The organism is Streptomyces calidiresistens (assembly GCF_014141525.1).
In the GTDB taxonomy this organism is placed as follows: Bacteria; Actinomycetota; Actinomycetes; order Streptomycetales; family Streptomycetaceae; genus Streptomyces; species Streptomyces calidiresistens.
The window spans coordinates 1-2,419 of record NZ_VKHS01000793.1; the positions used below are offsets into that span (position 1 = coordinate 1).

Consider the following 2,419-nt stretch of genomic DNA (forward strand, 5'->3'; position numbering starts at 1 on the left):
GTGTATAAGAGACAGCCCCCAGCTCCCGCTGCGTCTCCCCCGTGGCGAACAGCAGGGCCGCGACCGTGAGCCGCAACGCCTCTTCCGTACTGCGCATATGTTCACCTGCCATCATTGATGAGTTATCAGCATAGCAGCCGGTGAGGGCCGTTGGCGCGCTTTCTCCGGACACGCGGCCGGCCCCGCCCCCATACGGGGAACGGGGCCGGTGATGACCCTTCAGTGCATCCGGATCGTCAGGCTCGGCGGGCTCGCTTTGCCGTGCGGGTCGCCTGGATCTCAACGTCGGCGAGGTACTGGCGGGTGGCTTCGGGATCCTGCTGCATGGCGGCCTGGACGACCGAGGGGGCGAGTGCGGACCACACCGCCCTCTGTGCCTTCAGCGCCATCTTCAGTTGGTCGACCGGGGAGCCGGTCGCGGTGGTCGGCTGCTTCTGGCCGGTATCCGAGGCGACGCCCTGTGGCTCGGGGCTGAACTGGCTTCGGACCGCTTGGCGAACGATGGCCGCGGTGATCCGACCGCCCCGACCGCGCAGGTCGGCGTAGACGGCGGTGGCGGCCTCCAGGCCATGAGTCTTGGCCACCGGAACGAGTTCGCGCACATGGGATTCGGGAGTGTCCCCAATTGGGGACAGTGCAGCTGCAACCGGCCACGCCTCGATAAGCCGGTACGCCTGGGAGCGCTTCATTCCCCACCGCTCTTCGACATAGGCGTCGAAGCTACTGTGCGTCTCGCGGTACAGGCGAGCGCGGTTGATGGTGGCGAGTGCCTTTCCCGCCGAGGCGAACGCGACTTGGAGACTGCCCACGGCGGACTCGCAAGCCGCGAGGTCGTCCCGCTCGGTGTCGTCGAGCTGCCCTTCATTCCGAGGATCGTACGGGTCGGGCACCTTCCCGATCTCGACTGGGGCCGCAGAGTCCAGGTGGGCGTCGACACGCCTCACCGCACGGCCCTTGCGTCCTCGGTTCAGGATCGCAAGGCGGTCGTCTGCCTCTGTCTGCTTGCGGGAGGTCACCGGGCGGCCTCCAACGCGATCTCTTCCGCGAGCTTGGCCATGGGGGAGTCGGGCACCAGGCGGGGGGGCTTGCCGAACGACTGGCCGTAGCCCTCCCGGGCGTCGCTGCGCGGCACGCGGGTCTTGAGGACGGTGTAGCCGGCGGTGGCGAGGGTGGCTTCGGTGTCGTCGGCTGCGGCGGCCGAGGGGTTGGTCATGGTGAGCACTATGGCGAGCCGGGGGCAGTGCGCTCCGACGTCGGAGAGGTGGTCCAGTGCGGCCAGGACCGACCCGGCTCGGTCCAGCTCCATGCGGGTGGGGGCCAGAGTGAGGACGACCAGGTCGACGGCCGAGAGGACGGCGAAATGGGTGTTGCCCGCCCGTCGAATCCAGGCTCCGGTGTCGATGACCAGGAGGCCGCCGGGCGGGGTCAGCTTGCGGGCGCGGTCCCTGATGTGGGATCGGGACGGGGCGGGGTAGACGGGCGCGGACAGGTCCGCGAGGTCGGCCCATTCGGTGAGGGATCCGGACTCTTCATCGCCGGGCTCGTCTGCGTCCAGGGCGGCGGCGTCGATTCCCGCTTCAGCCCAGTGGCCCAGGAGATGGGCGATGACGGTGGACTTGCCGCTGCCGCCCTTCCCGACGAACGCGATCCGCCGGCCGTCCGGCGGCAACTGAATCTTCATGTGCGCACGATACCGAGAGGGATGGTCCTGGAACGCAAAACGGCCCCGCCCGGGCACACAGGGGGTGCCGGGCGGGGCCGCGGGGAACCGGTTCAGGCGAGCGCGGCCTGAACGGCGGGGGGTGGGGTCCACAGGCAGAGGGCGCCCCGGCACGGCAGCGGCTCCTCCAGGACGTGGATGTCGCCCAACTCCCAGTGCCACAGCCCGGGCTCCTGGTGGCCCCAGGGGGCGCAGCACCCGGCGGCCCGGTGGGCGGCGGCCAGGGTGGCGGTGCCGAGGATCGCGCCCCGCTGGTCGGGCCAGGCCGGAGTGATGGGGAGGGTGGCCCGGTGGTCGACCGTACCGGCGGCGTGCAGGGCGATGCGGGTGCCGACATGCCGGACCGGCGGCGCCCAGCTCCGGTTCTCAATCCGTTTGGGTCCGTGGAGGATGGCGCCGATCCAGGGTTGCCGGATGGTGAGTGCTCGCACTCAGGGGGTCCTTTCGTCGGGTGTGGAGGCAGGCCGGGGGCGTGGGGCGGGCCGGTGGTCAGCTCTTGGTGAGGGCTTCGATGGCGGCGTGGAAGAGGTCGCGGGCGGTGGGTGGGGTGACGGCGTTGCCGGCCATGCGGACGCGTTCGCGTTTGGTGCCCTGCCATCGGTAGGTGCTGGGGAAGGCCATGGCTGCGGCGTATTCGGTGGGGGTGAGCATGCGGAAGCCGAGGTCTTCGGGGGTGGGGGTGGGGCCGCCGCGCAGGAG

Annotated in this window: 4 protein-coding genes; all 4 read right to left on the reverse strand. The window is 70.6% G+C overall.

The features are described 5' to 3' along the window. Positions 1-236: 236 nt before the first annotated feature. Positions 237-1,016: a hypothetical protein gene (locus FOE67_RS22825; RefSeq protein WP_182666725.1), complete on the reverse strand. Its 780-nt coding sequence runs from the start codon at positions 1,014-1,016 to the stop codon at positions 237-239. Then, entirely contained in the window at positions 1,013-1,681 is a 669-nt protein-coding gene (locus tag FOE67_RS22830) for a ParA family protein (protein WP_194444600.1), read from the reverse strand. The genes FOE67_RS22825 and FOE67_RS22830 overlap by 4 nt, the downstream gene beginning before the upstream one ends. A gap of 92 nt (positions 1,682-1,773) precedes the next feature. Beyond that, positions 1,774-2,151 (reverse strand): ASCH domain-containing protein, encoded by a 378-nt coding sequence (locus FOE67_RS22835; RefSeq protein WP_182666726.1) that lies wholly within the window; start codon positions 2,149-2,151, stop codon positions 1,774-1,776. A gap of 58 nt (positions 2,152-2,209) precedes the next feature. Beyond that, positions 2,210-2,419: DNA cytosine methyltransferase (locus FOE67_RS22840; protein WP_182666727.1), on the reverse strand; the 210-nt coding region annotated here is incomplete at its 5' end.